18 protein-coding genes and 1 riboswitch are annotated in these 25,392 nt (G+C 65.2%); of the genes, 14 read left to right on the plus strand and 4 right to left on the minus strand.

Annotated elements, in window-relative coordinates; genetic code table 11:
* Nucleotides 1-85: 85 nt before the first annotated feature.
* Nucleotides 86-3,643, plus strand: coding sequence for an urea carboxylase (gene uca / locus HWV67_RS22240; protein ID WP_175652800.1), 3,558 nt, complete (start codon nucleotides 86-88; stop codon nucleotides 3,641-3,643).
* Nucleotides 3,644-3,688: 45 nt separating this feature from the next.
* Here the strand turns inward: uca and HWV67_RS22245 are convergent, their stop codons facing one another.
* The 3 genes from HWV67_RS22245 to HWV67_RS22255 form a co-directional block, all read right to left on the minus strand.
* The gene (locus tag HWV67_RS22245; protein WP_256680170.1) at nucleotides 3,689-6,136 is read right to left on the minus strand and encodes a TonB-dependent siderophore receptor; all 2,448 of its coding nucleotides are present in this window, start codon (nucleotides 6,134-6,136) and stop codon (nucleotides 3,689-3,691) included.
* A 95-nt stretch (nucleotides 6,137-6,231) separates the two neighbouring features.
* Entirely contained in the window at nucleotides 6,232-7,185 is a 954-nt protein-coding gene (locus HWV67_RS22250) for a FecR domain-containing protein (protein ID WP_175652801.1), read from the minus strand.
* Entirely contained in the window at nucleotides 7,182-7,691 is a 510-nt protein-coding gene (locus HWV67_RS22255) for a sigma-70 family RNA polymerase sigma factor (RefSeq protein WP_175652802.1), read from the minus strand. The genes HWV67_RS22250 and HWV67_RS22255 overlap by 4 nt, the downstream gene beginning before the upstream one ends.
* A 99-nt stretch (nucleotides 7,692-7,790) precedes the next feature.
* Nucleotides 7,791-7,992: riboswitch (cobalamin riboswitch) on the plus strand.
* Between the two features lie 146 nt (nucleotides 7,993-8,138).
* On the opposite strand from HWV67_RS22255, the gene HWV67_RS22260 reads away from it, so the two are divergent.
* From HWV67_RS22260 to HWV67_RS22280, 5 genes are read left to right on the plus strand one after another with little or no spacing between them, the layout of a single operon-like run.
* Complete coding sequence (locus HWV67_RS22260; RefSeq protein ID WP_175652803.1) at nucleotides 8,139-9,155, plus strand: ABC transporter substrate-binding protein; 1,017 nt, start codon at nucleotides 8,139-8,141, stop codon at nucleotides 9,153-9,155.
* Nucleotides 9,155-10,195 (plus strand): FecCD family ABC transporter permease, encoded by a 1,041-nt coding sequence (locus HWV67_RS22265; RefSeq protein WP_175652804.1) that lies wholly within the window; start codon nucleotides 9,155-9,157, stop codon nucleotides 10,193-10,195. The genes HWV67_RS22260 and HWV67_RS22265 overlap by 1 nt, the downstream gene beginning before the upstream one ends.
* Entirely contained in the window at nucleotides 10,192-10,983 is a 792-nt protein-coding gene (locus HWV67_RS22270; protein WP_175652805.1) for an ABC transporter ATP-binding protein, read from the plus strand. The genes HWV67_RS22265 and HWV67_RS22270 overlap by 4 nt, the downstream gene beginning before the upstream one ends.
* Nucleotides 10,984-11,001: 18 nt before the next feature.
* Entirely contained in the window at nucleotides 11,002-11,439 is a 438-nt protein-coding gene (locus HWV67_RS22275) for a pseudoazurin (RefSeq protein WP_175652806.1), read from the plus strand.
* A gap of 35 nt (nucleotides 11,440-11,474) precedes the next feature.
* Complete coding sequence (locus HWV67_RS22280) at nucleotides 11,475-12,812, plus strand: OprD family porin (RefSeq protein ID WP_175652807.1); 1,338 nt, start codon at nucleotides 11,475-11,477, stop codon at nucleotides 12,810-12,812.
* Nucleotides 12,813-12,819: 7 nt separating this feature from the next.
* Here the strand turns inward: HWV67_RS22280 and HWV67_RS22285 are convergent, their stop codons facing one another.
* On the minus strand, nucleotides 12,820-13,323 hold the full coding sequence (locus HWV67_RS22285) for a GNAT family N-acetyltransferase (RefSeq protein WP_175652808.1): 504 nt from the start codon (nucleotides 13,321-13,323) through the stop codon (nucleotides 12,820-12,822).
* Between the two features lie 116 nt (nucleotides 13,324-13,439).
* Between HWV67_RS22285 and HWV67_RS22290 the strand changes: the two genes are divergently transcribed.
* The 8 genes from HWV67_RS22290 (at nucleotide 13,440) to HWV67_RS22325 (ending at nucleotide 25,347) form a co-directional block, all read left to right on the plus strand.
* Entirely contained in the window at nucleotides 13,440-14,042 is a 603-nt protein-coding gene (locus HWV67_RS22290; protein ID WP_175652809.1) for a tetratricopeptide repeat protein, read from the plus strand.
* A gap of 98 nt (nucleotides 14,043-14,140) precedes the next feature.
* Entirely contained in the window at nucleotides 14,141-15,043 is a 903-nt protein-coding gene (locus tag HWV67_RS22295; RefSeq protein WP_110972922.1) for a LysR family transcriptional regulator, read from the plus strand.
* 295 nt (nucleotides 15,044-15,338) lie between these two features.
* Nucleotides 15,339-16,919, plus strand: coding sequence for a flavin monoamine oxidase family protein (locus tag HWV67_RS22300; RefSeq protein WP_175652810.1), 1,581 nt, complete (start codon nucleotides 15,339-15,341; stop codon nucleotides 16,917-16,919).
* 19 nt (nucleotides 16,920-16,938) lie between these two features.
* Nucleotides 16,939-17,445: a RidA family protein gene (locus HWV67_RS22305; RefSeq protein WP_175652811.1), complete on the plus strand. Its 507-nt coding sequence runs from the start codon at nucleotides 16,939-16,941 to the stop codon at nucleotides 17,443-17,445.
* A gap of 132 nt (nucleotides 17,446-17,577) precedes the next feature.
* Nucleotides 17,578-19,950, plus strand: coding sequence for a TonB-dependent receptor plug domain-containing protein (locus HWV67_RS22310; RefSeq protein ID WP_371929322.1), 2,373 nt, complete (start codon nucleotides 17,578-17,580; stop codon nucleotides 19,948-19,950).
* 551 nt (nucleotides 19,951-20,501) lie between these two features.
* A complete protein-coding gene (locus HWV67_RS22315; RefSeq protein WP_110972925.1) occupies nucleotides 20,502-21,836 on the plus strand; it encodes an LLM class flavin-dependent oxidoreductase in 1,335 nt (444 codons plus the stop codon).
* A 67-nt stretch (nucleotides 21,837-21,903) separates the two neighbouring features.
* Nucleotides 21,904-23,007: an LLM class flavin-dependent oxidoreductase gene (locus tag HWV67_RS22320; RefSeq protein ID WP_175652813.1), complete on the plus strand. Its 1,104-nt coding sequence runs from the start codon at nucleotides 21,904-21,906 to the stop codon at nucleotides 23,005-23,007.
* A gap of 456 nt (nucleotides 23,008-23,463) precedes the next feature.
* Nucleotides 23,464-25,347 (plus strand): hypothetical protein, encoded by a 1,884-nt coding sequence (locus HWV67_RS22325; RefSeq protein ID WP_175652814.1) that lies wholly within the window; start codon nucleotides 23,464-23,466, stop codon nucleotides 25,345-25,347.
* Nucleotides 25,348-25,392: the final 45 nt, after the last annotated feature.

Raw genomic sequence — 25,392 nt, forward strand, 5'->3', positions numbered from 1 at the left:
CAACGCTGAGCGCGTTCAGCCACGGACGACCGTGGCGCAGATGATTACCGGCGGGACGACCCGCCCTCCCCGTTAGGACAGCCTCATGTTCGAGAAGCTGCTGATCGCCAACCGTGGCGCCATCGCCTGCCGTATTCTGCGCACCCTGCGCCAACTCGAGGTGCGCGGCGTTGCCGTGTACGCCGAAGCCGACGCCGCCAGCCAGCACCTGCAACAGGCCGACCAGGCCATCAGCCTGGGCGAAGGGCCCGCCGCCAGCACTTACCTGGTGGTCGACAAGATCCTCGCCGCCGCCCGTGACAGCGGCGCCCAGGCCATCCATCCCGGCTACGGCTTCCTCTCGGAAAACGCCGCCTTTGCCGAAGCCTGCGAAGCCGCCGGCATCGCCTTCGTCGGCCCGACCCCGGAACACCTGCGCACCTTCGGCCTCAAGCACACCGCCCGCGCCCTGGCCAAGGCTCATGGCGTGCCGCTGCTGGAAGGCAGCGACCTGCTCGACGACCTCGCCGTCGCCCATATCGCCGCAAGCCAGGTCGGCTACCCGGTGATGCTCAAGAGCACCGCCGGTGGTGGTGGCATCGGCATGCGCGTGTGCCGCTCGGCGGCCGAGCTGGAAGACGCCTTCGACGCGGTCAAGCGCCTCGGGCAGAACAACTTCAGCGATGCCGGGGTGTTCGTCGAAAAGTACATCGAACGTGCCCGCCACCTTGAGGTGCAAGTGTTCGGTGACGGCCAGGGTGAAGTGATCGCCCTCGGCGTGCGCGACTGCTCGGTGCAGCGGCGCAACCAGAAAGTCATCGAAGAAACCCCCGCGCCGAACCTGCCGGCAGGCATGGCCGAGCAACTCTGCGACGCTGCCATCGCCCTCGCCAAGGCGGTGAGCTACCGCAGCGCCGGCACCGTCGAGTTTGTCTACGACAGCCAGGCCGAGCGCTTCTACTTCCTGGAAGTGAACACCCGCCTGCAGGTGGAACACGGCGTCACCGAACAGGTGTGGGGCGTGGACCTGGTGCGCTGGATGATCGAACTCGCGGCCGGCTGCCTGCCGCCGCTGGCGCAACTGGTCGCCGAGCTGAAACCCGGCGGCCATGCGATCCAGGCGCGGCTGTACGCCGAAGACCCGGGCCGCAACTTCCAGCCCTGCCCCGGCCTGCTCACCGAAGTGGCCTTCCCCGAGGCCGATGGCCGCGCCTTGCGTATCGACACCTGGGTCGAGGCCGGCTGCGAGATCCCGCCGTACTTCGACCCGATGATCGCCAAGCTGATCGGGTGGGCGCCAAGCCGCGAACAGGCCAGCGCCGCCCTCGACAAGGCGCTGGGCGACACCCGCCTGTATGGCGTGGAAAGCAACCGCGAGTACCTGCGGCAGATCCTCGGCTTCGCCCCGTTCGCCAGCGGCGAGCCCTGGACCCGCTGCCTGGAGCAGTTGCACTACCAGGCCGACACCTTTGAAGTGCTGGCAGGCGGCACCCTCACCAGCGTCCAGGATTTCCCCGGCCGCCTCGGTTACTGGGCAGTCGGCGTGCCGCCGTCCGGGCCGATGGACAGCCGCGCCCTGCGCCACGGCAACCGCCTGCTGGGCAACCCGGAAGGCATGGCCGGCCTGGAAATCACCATGAGCGGCCCGAGCCTGCGCTTCAACTGCGACGCCGTGGTAGCGGTGACCGGCGCAGCGCTGCCGGTCAGCCTCGATGGCGTCGAGCAGCCGATGGACACGGCCTTGCTGATCCCTGCCGGCTCGGTCCTGAGCCTCGGCGCCATCACGGGCGTCGGCGCGCGCAGCTACCTGTGCCTGCGCGGCGGCCTGGAACTGCCGGACTACATCGGCAGCAAAAGCACCTTCACCCTCGGCCAGTTCGGCGGCCACGCCGGGCGTGCGCTGCGCGCCGGGGACGTGCTGCACCTCAATCCGCTGACCGACCGCAGCGCCGGCCAAAGCCTTGCCGACAGCGAACGCACCCGCCTCGCCGCCGTGCGCACCCTGCGGGTGATCTACGGTCCCCACGGCGCCCCGGAATACTTCAGCGCCGAGTACATCCAGACCTTCTTCGCCAGCGAGTGGGAGGTGCATTTCAACTCCAGCCGCACCGGCGTGCGCCTGATCGGCCCCAAGCCGCAATGGACCCGCGACAGCGGCGGCGAAGCCGGCCTGCACCCGTCCAACATCCACGACAACCCCTACGCCATCGGCGCGGTGGACTTCACCGGCGACATGCCGGTGATCCTCGGCCCGGACGGCCCGAGCCTGGGCGGCTTCGTCTGCCCGGTCACGATCATCCAGGACGACCTCTGGCAACTGGGGCAACTGAAAGCCGGCGACAAGCTGCGCTTCGTCCCGGTCAGCGTCGAACAGGCCCACGCCGGTGGCGCGCCGTTCGACGCCACCCACCTCATCGACCCGGTCGTGCTGGATCGCGGCGAAGCCGACCAGCGCCTGGTGGCGCGGCTGTCCGGCGATACCCACCTGCTGCTGGAAATCGGCGCGGCGGAGCTGGATCTGGTCCTGCGTTTCCGTGGCCATGCGCTGATGCAGGCGCTTGAGGCCAAGGCACTGGCGGGGGTGATCGACCTGACGCCGGGCATCCGTTCGCTGCAGGTCCACTACCAGCCGCAGGTATTGCCGCTGCGTGATCTGCTGGGCATCGTCAGCGATGTCTGGGACGAGGTCTGCGAACAAAAAGACCTGCGCGTGCCGTCACGGGTGGTCCATCTGCCGCTGTCCTGGGACGACCCGGCCTGCCAATGGGCGATCGAGAAATACATGACCACCGTGCGCAAGGACGCGCCCTGGTGCCCGAGCAACCTGGAGTTCATCCGCCGCATCAACGACCTGCCGAACCTGGACGAAGTGCAGCGCACCGTGTTCGACGCCAGCTATCTGGTGATGGGCCTGGGCGACGTCTACCTCGGCGCGCCGGTGGCCACGCCACTGGATCCGCGCCACCGCCTGGTGACCACCAAATACAACCCCGCGCGCACCTGGACCGCGGAAAACTCGGTGGGCATCGGCGGCGCCTACATGTGCGTGTACGGTATGGAAGGCCCGGGCGGCTATCAGTTCGTCGGTCGCACCTTGCAGATGTGGAACCGCTACCGCGAGGTTGCCGCGTTCGGTGGCAAGCCGTGGCTGCTGCGCTTCTTCGACCGGATCCGTTTCTATCCGGTGTCGGCGGACGAACTGCTGCGGATTCGCCGTGATTTCCCGCTGGGGCGCTACCCGTTGCAGATCGAAGAGAGCGAACTGTGCCTCGCCGATTACCAGGAGTTCCTGGCCCGCGAGGCGGCGGGAATCGACGCCTTCCGCACGCAGCAACAGGCGGCGTTCAACGCCGAGCGCGAGCGCTGGATCGCCTCCGGCCAGGCTCATTTCGAAAGTGACGAAGCGGCAGCACCTGCGGCTGAAGAAGCAGCGCTCGAAGCCGGCCAGCTCGGCGTGGACAGCCCGATCGCCGGCAACCTGTGGCAGGTGCAAGTGAGCACCGGCGACCGGGTCAAGGCCGGCGATGTGCTGGTGGTGCTGGAGTCGATGAAGATGGAAATCCCGGTACTGGCGCCGCACGATGGCCGGGTGGTCGAAGTGCGCGTGGAACCGGGCTCGCCGGTGCGGGCGGGGCAGCGGGTGGCGGTTTTGGAAGCCATCTGACGATGGTGGGAGCGAGCATGCTCGCTCCCACTCAGCCACGCGGCGTCAGAACTGGTACTTGAGGCCGACCGTCATGTTGCGCGGATCACCGTAGAACGCGCTGCTGTACAGGCCATAGCCGGAATAGTATTCGCGGTCGAAGAGGTTGTTCAGGTTCAGCGAGGCGCTGAGGTTCTTGCTCACGTCGTAACGTGCCATCAGCCCCACCACGGCAAAGCTGCCCTCGTCCGCGCGCGCCTCCAGCGGATAGGAAATCCCGGAGTAGGTTGAACTCTGCCAAGTCACGTTGCCGCCAACCGTGAGGTCACGCAAGGCACCCGCAAGCTTGTAGGCCGTGGACAGTTTGAACTGGCGCTCGGGCAGGTTGGTGTTGATGCGATTGCTGTCCTTGTCCCGCGGCTGGGCGTAGGTGAAGCCGGCAAGCATCTGCCAACCCGGCGTCAACTGACCGGACACCTGCATTTCAAAGCTCTTGGTGGTGGTGCCACTGATGGCTTTGTAGGCGGTTTGGCCGCCAGTGCGAACGCCGTCTTCGGCACCCAGGTTGTCCTGTTTGATCGTGAACACGGCAACACTGGTGTTAAGCGCGCCGTCGAAGTATTCGGACTTCAAGCCGGCTTCATAGCTCTGCCCTGTCAGCGGTTCCAGCGCCTTGTCGTTTTTGTCGAACAGCGCCTGCGGGGTGAAGATGTCGGTGTAGCTCACGTAGACCGAGTGGATGTCGTTGAGGTCGTAGACGATGCCCGCATACGGCACGACCTTGCCGGTTTTCTTCGCGCTGTCATCCGAGGGTTCATTGGGCCGCCAGCCGTAGGTCAGGGTCCCTTCACGCTCGTAGTTGACTACCCGGCTGCCCAGAATCACATGCCAGTCATCCAGCGGGTTCAGGCGCAATGCCGCGTACCCGCCGGACTCCTTGATCTTGTAGCCCTGGCTTTGCTGGAAGGTGAACCCGTCCGGCTGGGGCGGGTTGTTGCCCCAGGTGTCGTAGTTCACGTTGATGCTGCCACCGTCCAGCGACTGGTAGTCAGACCGGCGATTGCTCGCGTTCAAGCCCACCACCAGTTCATGGGTACGGCCCAGCAGCGAGAACGGCCCCGTCGCGTAGGCATCGATGGAATCGGCGTTGATGGTGTAGGTCACGCGGCTGCGCTGCAGTTCGGCAAGGCGGGTGGTTTCGTCGGGGAACGGTCCCCAGCCCACGATGTTGCCTTGCAACTGGTCAGTACTGCCCTTCCAGTGGCTGGCCTCGATACGCAGCATCCAGTCATTGTCGAAGTGCTGTTCAACGCCGCCGAAGTACTTGGTGCTCTGGCTATCGGCGTAGGTCCATTTCGCTGCGGGGTTGGTCGAGCGCTTGAAGTGGGCGCGGTTGCCATCGGAGTTGTACAGCGGCAGTTGGCCAAAGCTGGAGCCATCGGAGTCGATGTTCTGGTAATCGATCCCGGCGTACAGCGTCGTGTCCGGCGTGATCTGCGCCTCGCCAATGGCGTAGAACACGTCTTTTTTCTGCGAGTAGTAGTCGATGAACGAATGGTTGTCCTGATGGGCCGCCACCACGCGTCCGCTCAAGGCGCCGTTTTCGGACAACGGGCCGGAGAGGTCCAGCTCCGTGCGGTAGCGATCCCAGGTGCCACCGCTGCCGGAGACGTAGCCCTGGAATTCCTTGGTCGGACGCTTGCGTACCAGGTTGACCACACCGGCCGGGCTGCCGACGCCGCTCATCAACCCCGTCGCCCCGCGTACTACTTCAACGCGGTCATAGATGGCCATGTCGCGTACGCCCAGGCCGTTGGTGTTGGTGGTGAAGTCAGACGTCGGCACGCCGTCGTACTGGAAGCTGTCCAGAGCAAAGCCGCGGGAGTAGAAGTTGTAGCGCTCACTGTCGTCGTGCATCACCGTCACGCCCGGCGTCTGTCCGAGGACTTCAGCGATAGAGCCCAGGCCCTGGTCATTCATCTGCTGGCGGGTGATCACGGTCACCGACTGCGGCGTTTCGCGCAGCGACATCGCAAGCTTGGTCGCCGTGCTGGTGCTGCCGGTGGTGTACGAACCGGAATACTCCGTGGTCTGGCCCAGTTGCTGGCCGGTGATGCTGGTGGCGCCCAGTTCAATGCTCGCCCCGTCTCCCAGCGGATACAGGGTGTAAGACCCGTCACCTGAGACTGCGGCGTTCAGGCCGCTGCCGCGCAGTAGCTGGCGCAATCCATCGTCGACACTGGTGTTGGCATTGAGCCCGGCACTGCGTTTGCCTTCCACCAGGGCCGGGTCGATCGGCAGGGTGATGCCGGCCTGGCTGGCGAATTCGGCCAATGCGGCACTCAAGGAGCCGGCGGAAATGGCGTAAACGCGCACCTGTTGCTGGCCAGCAGACTCGGCCAGCACTGCCGGGCTGCTCAGGCCTGCCCCGGCAACCAGCAAGCCCAAGGCCGCCCCGCGTACCGCCTGGGCCAAAGCGTGGAAGGGTTGATCGTGACGTTGTGTTTGCTGCATTGCGTGTGGTTCCCCGTCGAGTCGTGTTGGCTGTTTTACGAGGAGGACGCACAAGCGCTGAAAAACACGACAGCGATTCCTTGGGGCTATGAGATTCAGCTTTGCCGACCGGTGATGGTCACCCAGTAACGGCTGCGCGAACGGATTTCCACCGGCAAGGTGCGAGCCAGGGCCGCCAGCGCCTGGTCCGTGTCATTCAACTGAAAAACGCCGGAAATGCGCCAGTCGGCCACCGCTGGATCGCAGTGCAACAGGCCGGGACGGTAGCGGCCCAGCTCGACGGCGAAGTCGGCCAGGCGCATCTTTTCGACGCGCAATACGCCTTGGGTCCAGTCGCTGGCACTGCGTTGCAGGGCGATGGCGGGCGTGATCAAGGTGCGGCTGAAATCAGTCTGCTGGCCCGCGTCCAGACGCAGCGAGTCGGTGGCTTGCGCGGGAGAGACCTGCACCGCGCCTTCAAGCACGGCGATGCGGGTTGTGCCATCGAGTTGGCGCACGTTGAAACGTGTGCCGATCGGGCGCAACAGGCCTTCGGCGGTTTCCACCAGCAGCGGCCGCTGCTCGGGGTCGGCAGCCGTGCTGACGAGAATCTCCCCGGCAAACAGGCGCAGCAGGCGTTGCCGCTGGTCGAAGCGAATGTCCATGGCGCTGGCGGTATTGAGCATGACCTCGGTGCCGTCAGGCAGGACCAGCTCGCGGCGCTCCCCGGCGACGGTGCGCTGGTCTGCGCTCCATTCTCGCCAGGGAAGAGCCTGGTAGGCGAAGGTGCCCAGGGGCGCGGCGATGATCAGGGTGGTGAGCAGTTTGAGGGTACGGCGTCGATCGAGGCTTTCCGGTCGACCCAAGGTCGGCACGCCGACCTCTGCGGGAATATCGTCAAAACGGGCGTGAAACAGCTCGGCCAGTTGCCAGGCGCGCTCGTGGTCGGGATGGCTGGCGCGCCAGTGCAGGCAGGCTTCCCGATCACCCGCGCTGGCGTTGCCTTGCAGGCGCACGAACCAGCGCGCCGCCTGGCGAGCAATGCGGCGGTCGATGGGCTGGCCGCTCACGATTGGGTCGTGGCCAGCATGATGCATTCCTCGTAGGCGCGGGCCAGATGGCGTTGCACCGAGCGCACATGGATACCCATGTGGTGGGCGATTTCTTCCTGGGTATAGCCTTCGAGCTGGGCCATGAGAAACGCCTGGCGCGTCCGGGCCGGCAGGCAGGAAAGCACTTGGTCAACCTCATGCAAGGCTTCGAGCACCAGCGCCTGGCTCTCCAGCGACAGAACACTTTGCTCGGGCAGATGCGCCAGCGTCTCCAGCCAGGACTTCTCCAGCGAGCGACGGCGGTACAGGCTGATTAGCAGGCGGTTGGCGACGGTGGCGAGGTAAGCGCGCGGGCTATCGATGGCAAGAGGCTTTGCCCCCAGCAGGCGGATGAAGGTGTCGTGGGTCAGGTCGGCGGCATCGGCGCTGTTGCCCAGCCGCTGGCGCAACCATTCCACCAGCCAGCCGCGGTGGTCGCGATAGAGGTCGCCGATGTTCTGGTGGGGACTGGTAGGGACGGGCATTGGGCTTTTGGTTGACCAAGGGCATGCAAGTGAGAATTGCTCTCATTCTAGCTGCGGCGTTGTCTTGCCTGCAAGGCTGGTCCTGTGCCGCTCTATCCCGTACCATCGCGCCCCGCCGGTTTCCGAAAGGAACTAACAGGGAATTCGTCCGCGCCGCTTCCCGGTGCGAAAACGGAACTGCCCCCGCAACTGTAGGCGCCGAGCCTGCTCCTTTTTCACACGCCACTGGGCCACGCCCGGGAAGGCAGGAGCATAGCCATGACGCGCCAGTCAGGAGACCTGCCGGCCAGCAGCATCGCAAACCCGCCGGCGGGGTGTCCGGGAAGGGCATTCCGTTTCCGCACGGCAACCGTTCACGGCTGCCCCGCGCGCTCACGCTTTTTCGGGATGTGTTTTCCAGACCTGTGCCGTCCGCCACGCACACGTTCGAATGGAGATCGCATCCGCATGCCCCTGTCCCGCCTCACGCTCGCCCTGCTCGCCAGCCTCGGCCTCGCCAGCACCGCCCTCGCCGCGCCCACCGCGTACCCGCTGACCGTCGATAACTGCGGCACCCCGCTGACCTTCGACCAGGCTCCGGCACGCGCGGTCACCATCGGCCAGTCCGGCACCGAGATGTTCTACGCCCTCGGCCTTGAGCAGAAGCTGGCCGGCACCTCGCTGTGGTTCAGCGACGTGCCGGAGCGTTTCAAGGCGCAGAACGCCAAGGTCGAGCGCCTGGCCGACAACGACCCGAGCTTCGAAGCGGTGATCGGCAAGCGTCCCGGCCTGGTGGCGGTGCAGTTCGAGTGGATGGTCGGCCCGCAAGGCGTGGTCGGCACCCGCGAGCAGTTCGCCGACCTCAAGGTCCCGGCCTACGTGATGCCATCCGACTGCGAAGGCAAGGACAACCTCAGCGGCGCCGACGGCACGCGCCTGCAGGCATTCCAGATCGACAGCCTGTACAAAAGCATCGAGCAACTGGCGCAGATCATGGACGTCCAGGACCGTGGCGACGCCGTGGTCAATGACCTCAAGACGCGCCTGGCCAAGGTCACCGCCAGCGCCGGCCAACGCCGCGATCAGGATCAGTCGGCGGTGTTCTGGTTCTCCAGCGCCGATCTCGATATCGATCCTTACGTGGCCGGGCGCAAGGGCATTCCCGACTTCATGCTGAACAGCCTGGGCATGCGCAACGTCATCGCCTCCGACGAAGAATGGCCCACCGTGGGCTGGGAAACCATCGCCAAGGCCAACCCGACCTTCCTCGTTATCGCTCGTATGGACCGCCGCCGCTTCCCCGCCGATGACTACCTGAAGAAGCTCGAATTCCTCAAGAACGACCCGGTCACCCGCAACATGGACGCGGTGAAAAACGACCGCATCATCATCCTCGACGCCAACGCCATGCAGGCCAGCCTGAGCCTGGTCGACGGCATCGAAACCCTGGCCGCGGCCAGCCAGAAGCTGCGGCAGGATCACTGATGTCCCACGCTGTCGCCCGCCTCGTCCTGCGCCTGCTGGGCCATGCCCTGTGGGTCGGCGTCCTGCTGGCGCTGGCGGTGACCCTCGCCGCCAGCATCGGCGAAACCCGCCTCGGCCTTTCCGTGGTGCTGGACGTGCTGGGCAACAAGCTGTGGGGCGCCGGGCATCTGCTCGACCCGATCGACGAAGGCATCATCTGGAACTACCGGCTGCCGCGCGCGCTGGTGGCCGGCGCCTGCGGGGCCGGGCTGGCGATGTCCGGCGTGGTGTTGCAGGCGCTGCTGCGCAATCCGCTGGCCGATCCGTACCTGCTGGGCATTTCCGCCGGCGCGTCGACCGGCGCGGTGCTGGTGGCGATCATCGGGGTCGGCGCCGGCACCTTGTCGATGTCCGGCGGCGCCTTTATCGGCGCCCTCGCCGCCTTCGCCTTGGTGGTGCTGCTGGCGCGCGGCGCACGCGGTGCCGGCAGCACCGGGCAGATCATCCTCGCCGGGATCGCTGGCTCACAGTTGTTCAACGCCCTGACCTCGTTCCTGATCACCGCCTCGGCCAGCGCCGAGCAAGCCCGCGGCCTGATGTTCTGGCTGCTGGGCAACCTCAGTGGCGTGCGCTGGCCGGCGGTCGGGCTGGCGCTGCCGGTGGTGTTGCTGGGGCTGGTGCTGTGCCTGTGGCATCGGCGCGCGCTGGACGCCTTCACCTTCGGCGCGGACGCCGCGGCGGCGCTGGGCGTTCCGGTGCGCCAGGTGCAGATCGTGCTGGTGGCATGCGCGGCGCTGATGACTGCGGTGCTGGTGTCCATCGTCGGCTCCATCGGCTTCGTCGGCCTGGTGATTCCCCATGCCGTGCGCCTGCTGGCCGGGCCGCGACACACCCGCCTGCTGCCCTTGAGCGCGCTGTGCGGCGCGCTGTTCCTGATGGCGGCGGATGTGCTGTCGCGCACCCTGATCAAGGGCCAGGTGCTGCCGATCGGCGTGATCACCGCGCTGGTCGGCGCGCCAGTGTTTGCCCTGATCCTGATCCGGGGACAACGTTCGCGATGAATGCCTTCGATCCGACACAGCACTGCGCCGCCCTCGCCTGCACGGGCCTGGGTTACCAGATCAAAGGTACGCCGTTGGTGGCGGAGGTGGACCTGCTGGTCCGCCCCGGCGAAACCCTCGGTATCGTCGGGCCCAACGGCTCGGGCAAGTCCACCCTGTTGAAGTTGCTCGCAGGTCTGCTCAAGCCTCACAGCGGCGAAGTCCGGCTCAACGATCAGCCTCTGGCGAAGCTGCGCCGTGGCGAAATCGCCCGGCTGCTGGCGGTGGTGGAGCAACAGGCCAACACCGATGACGCTGTCAGCGTGCGCGACGCCGTCGAGCTGGGCCGCACGCCCTGGCTGTCGGCGCTGTCGCCATGGAGCGCGGCCGATGACGCCATCGTCGCCCAGGCCCTGCAGGCGGTGGCCATGGCGCACCTGGCGCAACGCACTTGGCACAGCCTCTCCGGCGGCGAACGCCAGCGCGTGCACATCGCCCGCGCCCTGGCCCAGCAACCGCAGATCTTGCTGCTGGACGAGCCGACCAACCACCTCGATATCCAGCAGCAACTGAGCATCCTGCACCTGGTGCGAGCGCTGCCGGTGACTACATTGATCGCCCTGCACGACCTCAACCAGGCGCTGGACTGCGACCGCCTCGCGGTGATGCAGCACGGCCGGCTGGTGGCGCTCGGCACGCCGCTGGAAGTCCTGACCCCACAACGCCTGCACGACACCTTCGGCGTGCACGGCCATTTCATTGACGATCCGCTGGACGGCAGCCGCTTCCTGCGCCTGCGTCCGCGCTGAATTTTTTCGAGGTTTCCAATGCACCTTCTTTCCAGGCTGGCGTTGCTGGCCCTGCTGTCCAGCCCCGTGGCCATGGCCGAGGTCCATGAGGTGAAAATGCTCAACCGTGGCGCCGCGGGTGCCATGGTCTACGAGCCGGATTTCCTGCGCCTGCAACCCGGCGACAGCGTGCGCTTCCTGTCCACCCAGAGCGGCCATAACGCCGCGACCATCGACGGTCTGCTGCCCGCCGGCGCCGAGCCATTCAAAAGCAAGATCAACCAGCCGCTGGAAGTGAAGTTCGACGTTCCGGGTTTCTACGGCATCCAGTGCAGTCCCCATGTGTCGATGGGCATGGTCATGGCGATCCAGGTCGGTGAGCCGGACGCTGCGACGCCGGTGCCGCCCGCCAGCCTCAATCCCCGCGCCAGCCAGCGCCTGACCACCATCATCCAGCGCGAACTGCCGCCACGCTAAACCGCGATTTTCATTTGCTACGGAAGGATCCGCCCGTGATCAAGCTCCACCATCTCGCCCTGGCCCTCGCGGCTCCGGCGTTGGCACATGCCGAATCGGCCCAGGACCAGGCCAACGGCTTTATCGAAGACAGCACCTGGCTGCTGCTCAACCGCAGCGTGTTCGACCAGCGCGACTACCGCCATGGCGCCCGCAGCAACGGCGCGCGCAACGCCTACAAACCCCGCGACCAACGCAACGGCGCCGCCGAAGAATGGGCCTATGGCCTGATGGGCAGCGTGCAATCGGGCTTTACCCAAGGCACCGTCGGGGTTGGCGTCGACGCCCACCTCTACTATGCGCGGCAACTGGACAGCGGCGGCGGCCGGGCCGGCAAGGTGCGGCTGCTGGGTCTGGACAACGAAGGTCATCCCAAGGACAACGCGGCGCGCGGTGGCGCAGCGGTCAAACTGCGGCTGTCCAACACCACCCTGAGCTACGGCGAGCAACGCGTGAAGACGCCGGTCTTCAGCTCCTCCGACAGCCGCCTGCTGCCGGAAACCGCCACCGGTTTTTTCCTCACCAGCCAGGAAATCCCCAACGTCAAACTGGTCGCCGGCCACTTCAACGAAAGCACCGACCGCAACGCCTCCAGCCATGATCGCGGCTTCGTGGTGAATTACTCCAACGGCAAACAGGGCAACAGCTTCGACCTGGCCGGCGTGGTCTACGACGGCGTGCCGGGCCTGGTGACCAGCCTCTACACCTCGCGCTACGAAGACAGCTGGCGCCAGCACTACCTCAGCGCCAGCTATCGCAAGCCGCTGGCGGGTGACCGCTCGCTGGGGCTGGACCTCAACCTCTACCGCACGAGCGACACCGGCAAGGCGTTGTCGGGTGACATCGACAACACCACCTGGAGCCTGATGTCGAACTACCGCAGCGGCGCCCACACCTTCAGCCTCGGCTATCAGGAAGTGGACGGCAACACGCCGTTCGACTACGTCACCCGTGGTGCCATCTTCATCGGCAACGCCGTGCAACTGTCCGACTTCAACGCCCCGAACGAACGCTCCTGGCAGGCGCGTTACGACCTGGCGATGCAGTCCTTCGGCGTGCCCGGGCTGGTATTCAGCGCGTTGTATGTGCGCGGCAGCGGGATCGACGGCAGCCATGTCGATCCGCGGGGTGGTTATGCCTGGTTGGGGTATGGCGAGGGTGGCCGGCATTGGGAGCGGGATCTGGAAGCCCGTTATGTGGTGCAGAGCGGCCCGGCGAAAAACCTGGCGCTGTCGCTGCGGCACAGCGTGCACCGCGGCAATGCGGCGCAGGCGGAGACCGATGCTGATCAGATTCGGTTGGCGGTTGAGTATCCGTTGAGTGGTGGGTTCTGAGGGGGCCTCAGACCCCCAATTCCATATGCGTAGTCCGCCAAACCGGATCGTCCTCCACCTCCACAATCCGGAACCCTTGCCGCTGCCAGAACTCGATGGCCCCCGGCAAGAACGGATGGGTGTGCAGGTACAACACCTCCACGCCCTGCTCCACCGCCAACGCCTTCAGCGCCTCGTACAACCGCCGCGCCAACCCGCCCCGCCGGTACGCCGGCTCGACGAATAAGCGCACAACCTCCACCACCCGCCGCCCGCGATAGTCGAGCTGGGCAAAGCGGTGGTCATACGGCAGATAACCGATGGCCGCGACGATACGCTCACCGTCACGGGCAATCAGAAACCGCCCCTGCGCGGGCGGCAGGTAGCTACCGGCAAAATCCGCCAGATCAGCCGGCATCGGCGAATCCGCCAGCATCGGAAAGATCACCGCGCGGGCAGCCATGACGAACGCCACCGTGGCGGTAATAGAGCCCTCGCCCGGCGCCTCGATGCGGACATCCACCGCACTCATGTCAATAAGCCACAAAAAAAGCCCGGATTTGCTTGACCCACTCCAGAAACCTCCCATTAAATCCGCGAACTCTAACAAAAACATCGGCCGCCGCCCGGCATCTTCAAGGACGCCCCATGCTCAGCACCGTCATCGATAACGCACGCGTCCTCGAACTCAACAACCAGGCCGTGCATTACAGAAACCACGGTTACCTGGACAAAGCGCAAGACTGTTTCCTCGAAGCACTGGCCCTGGCCGAAGCCATCGACGGTTTCGATCCGGCCAGCCTGGCGACCGTGCGCAACGGCCTGGCCGGCCTGCGTTGGGCGCAGCAGCGGCACGCCGAAGCGCTGGCACTTTACCTCGACGTGCTGCGCAGCCGCGAAGCGCTGTTTTCCCCCAGCCACATGGTGGTCGGGCAGAGCCTGCAAACCCTGGGCAACTGCTACCTGGAACTGGGCCAACTGCCGGAGGCCGCGCAGACGCTGGAGCGCGCCGTGCAGGTCTACCGCGAAGACACCCCCGACGACCTCGCGCCCGTCGGCGCCTGCCTCGCCTCGTTGGGCGTGGCCCACCTGCAACAAGAGAACCTTCCCCAAGCGCACAAGGCGCTCAGCGAATCCCTCGGCATCTATCAGGTGCAACGCCCGCGAGACGAGCAAGTCATCGCCGTGCTCTGCGAGCAATTGAAAGCCATCGAAAGCCGCGCCAAGGGCGCGTGGTGGCGCTTCTGGTGAGGCGGCGCTACCGCTGACGCACAATCCTGAGCACGGTCGGCCAAGAAGGATTATTCTGCAAAAACATTTCCCCGGCTCAGAGTATGTGAGAAGCGAATATGAAGATCGATGACATGGACGCCTTTGTCGCCGTCATCCGCTGCCAGTCGACCAACCTCGCCGCCGAGGCGTTGCAGTTGACCCAGCCGGCGATCACGCGGCGGGTGCAGAATTTCGAGGAAGATCTGGGCGCCAATCTGCTGGATCGCAACACCAAGCCGCTCAAGCCGACGCCCATGGGCTGGCGGGTCTATGAGCAGTGCAAGGCGATCCTGCGGGAGATCGACACCCTGCGCGAGCTGGTCGCCAGTGACGGCGCGCCCAGCGGCACGCTGCGGCTGGGCGTGCCACAGACTATCGGCGACGTGGTGCTGCTCGATGCCCTGGCGCAGATCCGCGAGGCGTACCCGGACCTGCGCACCTCGGTGGTCAGCGGCTGGGGCAGTTCGCTGATCGCCAAGATGGAAAACGGCGATCTGGACGCTGCCGCCGCGCTCTTCCCCACCGGCAAGATTTTCCCCGAAGGCATCGCCAGCCGGTCCATTGGCCGCATGCAGTTGCGGGTGGTGGCGGCCAAGGGCACGGCAACCAAACGCAGCTACAAGCTCAAGGACTGTTACCTGCGGGGCTGGGTGTTGAACCCGGACGGCTGCGGTTTCCGTGCCGGCCTGCAGCGGGCGCTGAGCGAACAGGGGCTGTCGTTGCAGATCAATCTGGAGACCTTCGGCACCGAGCTGCAACTGGGCCTGGTGGCCAACGGTCAGGGCCTGGGCCTGGTGCCGGAGCCGCTGCTCGCCACCAGTCGCCACCGCGATCAACTGGAGGTCCTCAACGTCAGCGACTTCAAGCCGCAAGTGGACCTGTGGCTGTTCCATCCGCGCTACCTGGGCAACCTGCAGGAGCCGGTGGAGTTGTTCGGCGCGGTCTCGGCGCAGCGCCTGGATGGCAACAAAATATCCTGATCGCATGTTAGAAAACGATCTTTATGCCATTTTCTGATAATTAACTTAGAACCAAAAAGCCTTTCACAAGCGCGTTTCAGACGCTTATGTTCGTATTACCGACCCCAACCTGGTGGAGGCAAATGGATTTCTGCCACCGCCAGCGGGTCTGCCCTTTCCGCTTCTCCCCGCCTTTGCGGCATCTCCCTGGCCGTGTGCAGAACGCCGACATCCCAACCTCGCGGTTGCCTGTCGGGTCGTGCTGCCTTTCCCCTTCGCGCAGCGCACCTCCGGCAACCTTATGGAGATACGCGACATGGGGCTCACCCGTAGAGATATGATTTCCCGCCTGGCCGCCATCGGTGGCTATTCGGCAGCGCTTGGCGGCCTGTCCGCACTGGGCCTGCCAAGCTCGGTCCAGGCGGCGACCTTCGAACCACTGAAACTGGCCAGCCGTGCCGGCAACGGCAAAAAAGTCCTGATCGTTGGCGGCGGCATCAGCGGCCTGGTCTCGGCCTACGAGCTGCGCAAGGCCGGCTTCGAGGTCAAGCTGCTGGAAGCCCGCGACCGCATCGGCGGCCGGGTCTGGACGCTGCGCAATGGCGACCGCATCGAGCACAACGACGGCAGCAAGCAGACCGTGGAATTCGACAACGGCCTGTTCTTCAATGCCGGCGCCGCACGCCTGCCCAGCCACCACCTGACCATCCTCGGCTACTGCCGCGAGCTGGGCGTGGAGCTGGAAGTGCTGGTCAACAGCAGCCGCAACGCCCTGGTCCAGCCGGACCTGAGCAAGCCGCCGCTGCTGCTGCGCCAGGCGGTCAACGACACCCGCGGGCACCTGAGCGAGCTGCTGGCGCGCAGTGTCCAGCGCAACAGCCTCGACCAGGAACTGAACGCCGGCGAGCGCAAGGCGCTGCTGGATTTCCTCAAGGTCTATGGCGACCTCAACGACGAGCGCCAGTACCGCGGCTCGGTACGCTCGGGCTACACCCGCTTCGCCGGGGCCGGCGACCAGACCCCGGTGCAGCGCACGCCAGTGGAACTCGACCGCCTGCTCGACAGCAACCTGCTATTGCCGCTGGTGTTCGATGAAATCCCGGAATTCTCCGCGACCATGTTCCAGCCCGTGGGCGGCATGGACCAGATCCCCAAGGCCTTCTATCGCCAGGTCAAGGACGCGGTGCAACTGAACGCCGAGGTGCAGTCGATCCAGACCTCCGACCGCGGCAGCCGCGTGGTCTGGCGCGACCGCACCACCGGCCGCCAGCACACCGAAGACGCCGACTACGCCGTGGTCGCCCTGCCCCTGCCGCTGCTGCGCAAGCTCGACAGCAACTTCACTCCGGCCTTCAAGCAAGCGCTGGAACTGGCCAAGCCGGACAAGGCCAACAAGGTTGCCTGGCAGTCGCCGCGCTTCTGGGAAACCGATTTCCAGATCTACGGCGGGCTTTCGTACATCAACCATGACGCGCGTTTCCTCTGGTACCCGAGCGACCGCCTGAACAGCGCGCAAGGCGTGCTGGTGGCGACCTACAACACCGGCGAGATCGCCGAGCGCTTTGCCGGCAAGAGCTGGCAGGAGCAATTCGCCTCGTCCCGCAGCGCCGTGGAATCGCTGCACCCCGGCCACGCGCAGAAGCTCGGGCGCTCGGTGGCGGTCAACTGGTCGAAGATTCCCTTCAGCGAAAGCCCGTGGATCGTCCACGACGAAGTGGTGCAACCGGCCTACGACACGCTCAACCAGCCCCAGGGCCGCACCTGGCTGGCCAGCGACGCCCTGGCCCATGGCGGCGTCGGCATCTGGCAGAACAGCGCCGCCGAATCCGCCCGTCGCGTGGTCGGCCTGATTGCCGAGCACGCCAACCAGACCACCCGCAACGTTGCCGCCGCCTGACCGACAAGGAATGTCCCCAATGAACACCAACACCTTCACTGCCCTGACCTTCGGAGCCCTCATGAGCCTGACCCTGAATGCCGCCCACGCCGACAGCATCCAGCGCGTCAGCCCGCCGGGCTCGACCTTCCCCATCTCGCAACTGGTCACGGTGCCGGCCTCGGCGCAACTGACCTTCGTCAGCGGCACCCTGCCCGATGTCGCCGATCCCAAGGCGCCGAAAGGCAGCATCCAGGCCTATGGCAACACCGAAACCCAGACCCTCTCGGTGCTGAACAAATTGCGCACCGCGCTGCAAAGCCAGGGCCTGGACCTTGGCGATATCGTGCAACTGCGGGTGTTCCTCGTCGGTGACCCGGACAAGGGTGGCACCCTCGACTTCGCCGGCCTGCAGGCCGCCTACACGAAGTTCTTCGCCACCGCCGAACAGCCGAACAAGCCGACCCGCACCGCGCTGCAAGTAGTGGCTCTGCCGCTGCCGGGCGCACTGGTGGAAATCGAAGCCGTCGCCGCCAAGGCGCCTTGAGCCCGGCCACCCGTTCCCGTCCTCGCACGAAAAAAACAGCACAGGAAACACGCCTTGAACACTGCCCCTTTGTCCCGCTGGCCAGCGGCGACCGCGCGCACCCCACTGTTGGGCGCGGCACTGCTTGCCAGCCTGAATATCGCAACCGTCAACGCCGAAGAACCGAGCGACCCCGCCGCCAGCGGCTCGCGCCTGGAAACGGTGATCGTCACCGGTAGCCGCGGCAGCGAAAAACGCACCGTGACCACCAGCCCGGCGCCGATCGACGTGATCAGCGCCAAGCAACTGCAAGACACCGGCAAGCCCGGCCTGATGGAAGCACTCAGCGCCAGCGTCGCCTCCTTCACCCTGCCGGAAAAGACCGGCTGGGACGCCAGCGGCATGGCCCGCGCGCCGAGCCTGCGCGGGCTCAACGCGGCGCAGGTGCTGGTACTGGTCAACGGCAAGCGCCGGCACACCAGTGCCACCCTGAATATCAGCGGGATCAACGCCGGCGCCGCGCCCGCCGACCTCGACCTGATCCCCATCAGCGCCATCGACCACGTCGAAGTGCTGCGTGACGGCGCCGCCGCCCAGTACGGCTCCGACGCCATCGCCGGGGTCATCAACGTGATCCTCAAGGCCGACACCAGCGGCACCGCGGTGACCAACGCCGGCCAGGGCTACGACGGCAAGAAGCAGACCGTGCAGCAGAGCCTGAACAAGGGCTTTGAAATCGGTACTGACGGCGTGCTGCAACTGGCGCTGGATGCGCGCAGCCAGAACGACGACAACAAGGCCAGCGCCAACGGCTACAGCGTCGCCGAAGCCCACGAGAAAGCCGGCAAATCCACCTACGGCGGCTACGGCACGCCGAAGATCAACCTGCTGACCCTCGGCTACAACGCCGAACTGCCGGTGAACGATGACCTCAGCCTGTACTCGTTCAGCACCTGGTCCTACCGCAAGGCCGAGCAGGGCCAGAACTTTCGCCTGCCGACCATCGTCAACACCATCACCACCGGCCCCAATGGCCGCCCGGCCGGCTACACGCCAACCTGGTACATCGAGGAAGAAGACTTCCAGGCCGCGTTCGGCGCCAAGGGCCTGGCCGCCGATTGGGACTGGGATCTGTCCAGCACCTACGGGCGCAACAGCGCCGAACAAGGCACCTGGAACAACCAGAACCCGTCGCTGGGCGAAGCCACCCCGAACCACTTCAAGTCCGGCACCTGGATCTCCACGCAACTGACCAGCAACCTCGACCTGCACCGCGGCTTCGATGTTGGCCTGAGCAAACCGCTCGACCTGTCCTGGGGCCTGGAACAGCGCCGCGACGGCTATGAAGTGGAAGACGGCGACTGGGCCAGTTGGGCCAACGGCGGCTACTGCGTGTCGCCCGGCAACTGCGCCTCGTCGGGGGCTCAGGTCACCAACGGCATCTCCCCGGCCGAAGCCACCAGCGAGCACCGCAACAGCGTCGCCAGCTACCTCGACGTCGGCTTCAACCCGTTGCCGCAGTGGTACGTCGGCACCGCGCTGCGCTACGAGCACTATGACCAGGGCATCGGCGCGACCCGCAGCGGCAAGCTCAGCACCCGCTACGAGTTCACCCCGCAACTGGCGGTGCGCGCCACGGTGAGCAACGGCTTCCGCGCGCCATCGTTGGCCAACAGCCTGTTCAGCGCCCGCTCTACCACCTATGGCGTGGTCGATGGCGTCTACCAGTCGATCAACTACGGCGTACTGCCGGTGGATTCGGCGGCGGCCAAGGCCCTGGGGGCCGAAGCGCTGAAACCGGAAAAGTCCGCCAACTACAGCCTTGGCTTGACCTTCCAGCCGACGGACCGGCTGTCGTTCACCGCCGACGCCTACCTGATCAACGTGCGTGACCGCATCACCCTGACCGGCACCCTGCTCGGCAGCGAAGTGACCCAGACCCTGGTGGCCAACGGCATCACCTCGACCTCTGGCGGGCAGTACTTCACCAACGGTGCCAACACCCGCACCAAGGGCGTGGACCTGGTCGGCAACTACGACCAGGATCTCGGCGCGCTGGGTAGCGTCAAGTGGACCGCGGCCTGGAACTGGAACGACACCGAGATCCTCGACTACAAGGAAAGCGTCAACATTCTTGGCCGCAACTACGACCTGATGAACCGCCAGGCGCGCAACTTCATCACCGGCGTGCAGCCGAAAACCAAGCTGATCCTGGGTGGCAACTGGCGGCTGGACCGCTACAACGTCAACCTCGGCCTGACCCGCTACGGTTCGTACCGCGAGGTCAACGACGCCAACGACCGCTCACTCGACCGGGTCTACAAGGCGCGCTGGATCACCGACCTGGACGTGGGCTACCAGTTGACCAAGAGCCTGAATCTGGCGGTCGGCGCGAAGAACCTGTTCGACATCTACCCCGAGCGGCAGTCGCCGAGCAGCAAGACCATGGTCAAGAGCTATGGGGCGTATTCGCCGTATGGCTTTACCGGGGGGTATTACTACACGCGGTTGACGTATGACTTCTGATTGATCTTTGGGGTATCGACACATCTCTCCGCCAGTCGCAAACCGCCAGTCACATGCGATTCGGTGGGAGCGGATTCATCCGCGAAGGGCCGCACAGCGGCCCTAAACCCATCCAGCACATTGCTTCTGCCTGGACTGGATCTCACATTCAGGCATCCTGAAGGTCGACAGATATTCTGGATATAGACAGCCACCTCGTGCTGGATGTTTTCGGGGCCGCTGTGCGGCCCTTCGCGGATGAATCCGCTCCCACCGAATCGCATGTGATTGGCGGTTTGCGACTGGCTTAGAGATGTGTAAATACCCATGCAGCGATGAGCCCCTGAAGCCCAACACATTACTCAACATCAAAATTCAATTTATTGATATTAATCAATTTATGTAATGCGTAATTTACATAATTAGCATAGAAGAAAATGTGCTTTCACAGGCAGCTTTCCCGCGTTTAAGGTCTATCCCACAGACCGACCCCTTTCCTGGCGGAGGCCGTTATCGACGACTGAAGCCGGGCCTCTCCCCGCGCTTCGTCCCCTTCTCCTCAGGAGCGAAGCATGAGCAAACGACAGATCAAACTCGGCGCGATGATCCACGGTGTCGGTCACGGCTGGGGCGAGTGGCGCCACCCGGACGCACTGGCCGACGCCAGCGTCAACTTCGGCTACTACAAGCAACAGGCGCAACTGGCCGAAGGCGCGAAATTCGACTTCGCCTTCATCGCCGACAGCCTGCACATCCACGCCAAATCCAGCCCGCACTACCTCAACCGCTTCGAACCACTGACCATCCTCTCCGCCCTGGCCGCCGTCACCGAGCACATCGGCCTGGTCGCGACCATCACCGTCAGCTACACCGAACCCTTCCAGGTCGCCCGGCAACTGGCCTCGCTCGACCATATCAGCGGCGGTCGCGCCGGCTGGAACGTGGTCACCTCGTGGCTGTCCGGCACCGCCGACAACTTCGGCAAGGCCGAGCACCCGCCGCATGCCGAGCGCTACCGCATCGCCAAGGAACACGTGCAAGTGGTCCAGGGCCTGTGGGATTCCTGGGAAGACGACGCGCTGGTGCGGGACAAGCAGAGCGGCCAGTTCTTTGACCCGGACAAGCTGCACGCGCTGGAGCACAAGGGCGAGTTCTTCAAGGTCAAGGGACCGCTGAACATCGCCCGCTCGCGCCAGGGCCAGCCGCTGATCTTCCAGGCCGGCACCTCGGAGGACGGGCGCAACTTCGCCGCACGCCAGGCCGACGCGATCTTCGTCAGCCCCGACGGTTTCAGCGACGCCCGCGCCTACTACCAGGACCTCAAGCAGCGAGCGAAAAACTTCGGCCGCAACCCGGACGAGCTGTTCATTCTGCCGGGCATCCGCCCCATCGTCGGCCTCGATGCCGACGACGCCGAGCAGCGCTACCAGCAAGCAGCGGCGCTGGTCAGCATCGATGACGCGCTGGTCGCCCTCGGCCGGCCGTTCAACGACTACGACTTCAGTGGCCATGACCTCGACGCGCCGTTCCCAGACCTCGGCGACCTCGGCAGCCAGAGCCACAAGGGCTCCTCCGACTACCTCAAGCAACTGGCCCGCGACGAGGGCCTGAGCTTGCGCCAGGTGGCGTTGCGTTTCTCGGCGCCGAAACGGGACTTCGTCGGCACCGCCGAGGAAGTCGCCAACGCCGTGCAGGACTGGTTCGAACACGGCGCGGCAGACGGTTTCATCATCAATTCGCTGCTGCCCGACGGCCTGCAACGCTTCACCGAAACGGTGGTGCCGTTGCTGCAGGAACGCGGCCTGCTGCGCCAGGAATACGAAGGCCAGACCCTTCGCGACAACTTCGGCCTGGCAGTGCCGGCCAACCGCTACACCTTGCGTCGCACCCAGGAAGCGGTCGCCTGAACCGCCCCAAGCCCATTCCGCCCGCGCCGAGCGCGGGCCACTCTGACACGCACAAGGAGTTTGCCCCATGAGCCTCGAATTCATCGGCCTGATCGGCCCCCAGGAAGCCAGCGAATCCCAGGCGCCACGCGGCCCGAGCGTTGACCTGGAATTCATCAAGGCCTTCGCCCAGGCCCAGGAATACGGCGGGTTCGACAAAACCCTGCTGGCGGTCAACACCAGCGCCGCCGACTCGCTGATCATCGCCAGCCATGTTGCCGCCTACACCGAGAAACTCGGCCTGCTGGTAGCCCACCGTCCGGGCTTCCAGGCGCCGACCTTCGCCGCCCGCCAGTTCGCCACCCTCGACCAGCTTAGCCGTGGCCGCGCCTCGATCAACGTCATCACCGGCGGCGACAGCGGCGACCTGCAACGTGACGGCGACTTCATCGACAAGGACGCCCGCTACGCCCGCACCGACGAATACCTCGACGTGGTCAAGCAGACCTGGACCGCGACCCAACCCTTCAGCCACGAAGGCGCGCACTACCACGTCGAAGACAACCTGACCCTGATCAAGCCGCTGCAAAAGCCCCACGTGCCGATCTACTTCTCGGGCGCATCCGATGCCGCCGTCGAAGTCGCAGCCAAGCACGCCGACGTCTACATGATGTGGGGCGAGCCGCTGGAACAGGTGCGCGAGCGCATCGCCAAAGTGCGCAAGGCGGCGGCCAAGTATGGCCGCGAAAAACACATCCGCTTCAGCCTGTCGCTGCGGCCGATCCTTGGCGCCACCGAAGAGGCCGCCTGGGCTCGCGCCGAACAGATCCTCGCCGATGCCCGCGTGCTGCATGAACTGCGCGCGAGCAAGCGCCGCGAATTCAACGTGGGCAAGAACAACATCGGCTCGGCGCGCCTGGTGGAACTGGCCAGCCAGAAAGTGGTGCACGACAAACGCCTGTGGACCGCGATTGCCGCGCTGACCGGCGCCGCCGGCAACTCCACCTCGCTGGTGGGGACCGCCGACCAGGTCGCCGACGCGGCGCTGGAGTACTACAACCTCGGCGTGACCACCTTCCTGTTCCGCGGCTTCGACCAACTGCGCGATGCGGTGGAGTACGGCCAGGACCTGCTGCCGCGGATCCGCGCACGGGTGGCCGAGCAGGCGCAGGGCAAGCGCGCCAACGGCTGAGTTCAAGGCAAAAAAAAACCGCCAGTAACCCTACTGGCGGTGAAACGTAGCGCAGATATGAAGATATTGCCGTCGCACCCTGAACGACCCGGTCCAGAGGAACGACGTCAGTATCCCCGCCCAGCACCCACACTGCTTGCTCCTGCCTGCCAATAGCTTGGCTGTGGTTGCCAGCCCCTTGGGCGGCGTAACCCACTTGCGCTGTACCGGCGGGAACTCATCGCAACGATGAGCCCCTCGCAACACCCTCCCCGACCCTTACCGCTCGTCGCAAACCCTCCCCACCTGATATTTCTGTCAGTAGCCAGAAGCAAACACGCAAGTGTTGAATGACTCCGTCGTCCACGGTCACCGCAGCCCCGACAGGCGGCAGATGCTTCCCATACCGGAATTACGTGCAGTCACTCGACCCGCTTTCCCCCACGGAAAGACGCGCCTCTCTCAGGAGCAAGCACAATGAACAAGAACGTCAATTTCATTCCCGTTGCCAGCCAGGTGGTCATCATGGGCCAGCCGTCCGCAGGCGGCACCGTGACCGGTAGTTACCAGTACCAGAACGCCCCTCAGCATCCCGAAGGCGCATCGACGTTCCGCTGGTACAAGGACGGGGCGACAGGCACCGTGATCGGCACGACCGTCAACCTGACGTTATCGGCGGAACATGCGGGCAGCAGCCTGACCTTTTCGGTCACCCCGGTTTCGTTGATCGGCGAGGCAGGCGAAGAAGCCTTCTCCGAGCCGGTGACGGTCAATCAGGGTGGCTTCCAGAACATTTCCGATGAGGAAAGCGAGAACAGCTTCCTGAAACAACGCGGCCATTTCGGCTTCCACGGCAACGCCCCGAAAGACGGTCTGATCACCTCCACCGCCGGTGCCTTCGCCTACAAGAGCCGTGTCAGCTATGACGTTTCCGTCAGGGGCGCCGCGGCCCATGGCGGTACGGTACCGCCAGAAATCGCGATGTTCCTGCAAAACAACCCTGCCATCACCATGTTCAGCAACATGTCGAATTTCGGTGCGCTGGTACCCAACGGCGATCACAACCAACTGTTGGTCTGGGGCCCCGGCATGCCGGCGGTACTTCCCAACATGCAGGACATCCTGGCGGTGTACAGCAACCAGGATGCAATGGCCTTTATCTACAAGAGCCCCAAGCCGGGTGAAAACACGATCGATGCCGTGGGCCTCGCCGCCTCGGGCGGTACCGTCCCGGTCGAAATCCAGAACAAGCTGATGTTCGACGCGCCCGTGGCCATCTACAGCACCCTGACGGCGTTCTGCGTATTGACCAAGAGCGGCAAGGTCTATGCCTGGGGCACTGCCGCCAACGGCGGCACCATCCCGGCCGACGTGCAAACCCAACTGAGCAATATGGTGGTGCAGCGCATCGTCAGTTCCAGCACCGGGTTCTGCGCGCTGACGGCTGGGGGCGACTTGATTGGCTGGGGTGCCAACGCGGTGATTCCGCCGGAAGCCCTGGAAAAAATCTACGACGATCAGGGCGCCATGAATGTCATCGCCAATGACGGCGCCTTTATCGCCATCACCCTCGGCCGCAGAAAGGCTGTGACCTGGGGCAGCGCAGCCTACGGCGGCACCATGACGCCAGCCGCCGCCAGCCTGGCCGCACGTGGCGACCTGGCGATTTGCACCGCCTCGCCTTGGGCGATGTGCTTCATCAACGGCAGCGGGCAGGCAGCCGCCTGGGGATCCGCCGGCTACGGCGGTGACACCATTCCGGCGCTAGGCGTGGCCAGCAGCAACGCGGGTGTGCAGACAGACGCCCAGGCGCTGCTGGAAGAGCACGATGCCCTGACGCAGATCGAGTCCATCTTCAGCACGGCAGTCCTGGCCAGAGCGCCGCAGACCCGGGTGTCCAATGCACTGACGTTCGCCAATGGCGAGACCGTCGAACTGCAGCGCAACGATGGCAGCTATGTCCTGCTCAACCGGCACGCCGACGGGCGCACCAAGTCAGTCGTCACCTGGGGCCTGGCAGCCGTTGGCGGTACGCTTCCGCCGGATATCAAGCAGGTACTCATGGCCAGCCGGGTCCACAAGATCTACTGCAGCAATGGCGCCTACGCGGCGCTGGTGGATCAGGGCATGGTGACCGGGGTAGTCGTCACCTGGGGGCGCCCGACGCAGGACGGCGGCACCATTCCCCCAGACCTTCGCGAAGCGTTGAACGGTGGCGTCGTAGAGATCTACGCCGTCCAGGGCCGGCCGGCGCCCTCCACTGTCACGCCTTCGGCCTTTGTTGCGCGCAAGGAAAACGGCAGTTGCGTCGCCTGGGGCGCCCATGTTCCTAACGAAGAGTTCGAGAAAGAAGCCCCTTGAGCACACGTCATCCGACAGGCACTACCCCTCATTGAAACGTAAAGG

The organism is Pseudomonas sp. Marseille-P9899, from assembly GCF_903166565.1.
Lineage (GTDB): Bacteria > Pseudomonadota > Gammaproteobacteria > Pseudomonadales > Pseudomonadaceae > Aquipseudomonas > Aquipseudomonas huaxiensis.

Coding starts and splice junctions, on each gene's coding strand:
- uca (WP_175652800.1), top strand. CDS start 86: ATGTTCGAGAAGCTGCTGATCGCCAACCGTGGCGCCATCGCCTGCCGT.
- HWV67_RS22245 (WP_256680170.1), bottom strand. CDS start 6,136: ATGCAGCAAACACAACGTCACGATCAACCCTTCCACGCTTTGGCCCAG.
- HWV67_RS22255 (WP_175652802.1), bottom strand. CDS start 7,691: ATGCCCGTCCCTACCAGTCCCCACCAGAACATCGGCGACCTCTATCGC.
- HWV67_RS22260 (WP_175652803.1), top strand. CDS start 8,139: ATGCCCCTGTCCCGCCTCACGCTCGCCCTGCTCGCCAGCCTCGGCCTC.
- HWV67_RS22265 (WP_175652804.1), top strand. CDS start 9,155: ATGTCCCACGCTGTCGCCCGCCTCGTCCTGCGCCTGCTGGGCCATGCC.
- HWV67_RS22270 (WP_175652805.1), top strand. CDS start 10,192: ATGAATGCCTTCGATCCGACACAGCACTGCGCCGCCCTCGCCTGCACG.
- HWV67_RS22275 (WP_175652806.1), top strand. CDS start 11,002: ATGCACCTTCTTTCCAGGCTGGCGTTGCTGGCCCTGCTGTCCAGCCCC.
- HWV67_RS22285 (WP_175652808.1), bottom strand. CDS start 13,323: ATGAGTGCGGTGGATGTCCGCATCGAGGCGCCGGGCGAGGGCTCTATT.
- HWV67_RS22290 (WP_175652809.1), top strand. CDS start 13,440: ATGCTCAGCACCGTCATCGATAACGCACGCGTCCTCGAACTCAACAAC.
- HWV67_RS22295 (WP_110972922.1), top strand. CDS start 14,141: ATGAAGATCGATGACATGGACGCCTTTGTCGCCGTCATCCGCTGCCAG.
- HWV67_RS22300 (WP_175652810.1), top strand. CDS start 15,339: ATGGGGCTCACCCGTAGAGATATGATTTCCCGCCTGGCCGCCATCGGT.
- HWV67_RS22305 (WP_175652811.1), top strand. CDS start 16,939: ATGAACACCAACACCTTCACTGCCCTGACCTTCGGAGCCCTCATGAGC.
- HWV67_RS22315 (WP_110972925.1), top strand. CDS start 20,502: ATGAGCAAACGACAGATCAAACTCGGCGCGATGATCCACGGTGTCGGT.
- HWV67_RS22320 (WP_175652813.1), top strand. CDS start 21,904: ATGAGCCTCGAATTCATCGGCCTGATCGGCCCCCAGGAAGCCAGCGAA.
- HWV67_RS22325 (WP_175652814.1), top strand. CDS start 23,464: ATGAACAAGAACGTCAATTTCATTCCCGTTGCCAGCCAGGTGGTCATC.